Raw genomic sequence first — 516 nt, 5'->3', positions numbered from 1 at the left:
ACGTGCACTGCCGACGATGTCCATCAGGTGGGTCTGCAGCACGATACGGATGCCATGCAGGACCACGGGATGGTCGTCGGCAATGATGATGCGTGGATGCACGCGGCTCCTTGAGGATCGAACAGGCCACGGTGAGCGGCGGCCAACGCCTGATTCTGCAAAAGGGCGGGGTCGTAACGGTATAGGAAAGGTCCGAAACCGATGCCCGGCGTCTGCCAGGTCAATACGGGCGGACTCCATCTGCTGATAGCCGCCCGCTATGTATGCCGTGTACCGGGACATTACCGACCATCGGGTAAGCTACCGCCCTCGTTTGCACAGGAATTCCAGGTGGCTGACTCCCCCAATGCTTCTCCCGCGCCGGCCCGCGCGCTGGAAGGTCAGAAACTGCTGTTGTGCGTCGGAGGCGGGATCGCGGCCTACAAGGCCCTGGAACTGGTGCGTCGCCTGCGCGACGCCGGTGCCCAGGTGCAGGTGGCGATGACCGCCGGTGCCCAGCAGTTCGTCACTCCGCTC

The 516-nt window shown here is 63.8% G+C and carries 1 protein-coding gene; it reads left to right on the top strand.

Annotated elements, in window-relative coordinates:
* Window positions 1–330: 330 nt before the first annotated feature.
* The coding region (locus DAI20_RS20370; RefSeq protein WP_497802660.1) for a flavoprotein at window positions 331–516 on the top strand (186 nt) is incomplete at its 3' end.

The sequence above is a fragment of the Planctomonas deserti genome, from assembly GCF_003067705.1.
GTDB lineage: Bacteria > Actinomycetota > Actinomycetes > Actinomycetales > Microbacteriaceae > Planctomonas > Planctomonas deserti.
Note: the sequence above shows the minus strand (reverse complement) of the source record. Positions and strands in the feature narration are given on the sequence as shown.